Genomic DNA, 484 nt, shown 5'->3' on the forward strand with positions numbered 1-484 from the left:
AGGAATATCAGGCGGGGCTGAAGCTCCACAACGCGGTCGACTTCGACGACCTCATCGTGCTGCCAGTCGCGCTGTTCCGCGGGCACCCCGACGTGCTCGATAGATACCGCGCGCGCTACCGTTACCTGCTGGTCGACGAGTTTCAGGACACCTCCGAACAGCAGTACGAGCTTATGCGCCTACTCGCGGACGGCAACGTCGCGGTGGTGGGCGACGACGACCAGTCGATTTATTCGTGGCGCGGCGCAAGCTACGAGAATATCCGCCGCTTTGAGCGCGACTTTCCCGCCGCGCGCGAAATCCGCCTCGAGCAGAACTACCGCTCCACCGAGACGATTCTCGCTGCGGCGAACGGCGTCATCTCGCACAACACGAAGCGCAAGGATAAAGCGCTCTGGTCGGGCAAGGGGTCGGGCAAGCCGATAGAGGTCTACTTCCCCGAAAACGAGACGGCAGAGGCGGATTTCATCGCCGAGACGATTCT

The 484-nt window shown here is 62.0% G+C and carries 1 protein-coding gene; it reads left to right on the forward strand.

Annotated features, from left to right (window positions below):
• A partial coding sequence (locus AWU74_RS08015) for an ATP-dependent helicase (RefSeq protein WP_162505083.1) occupies positions 1-484 on the forward strand: 484 nt, incomplete at both ends.

The organism is Treponema endosymbiont of Eucomonympha sp. (assembly GCF_001028545.1).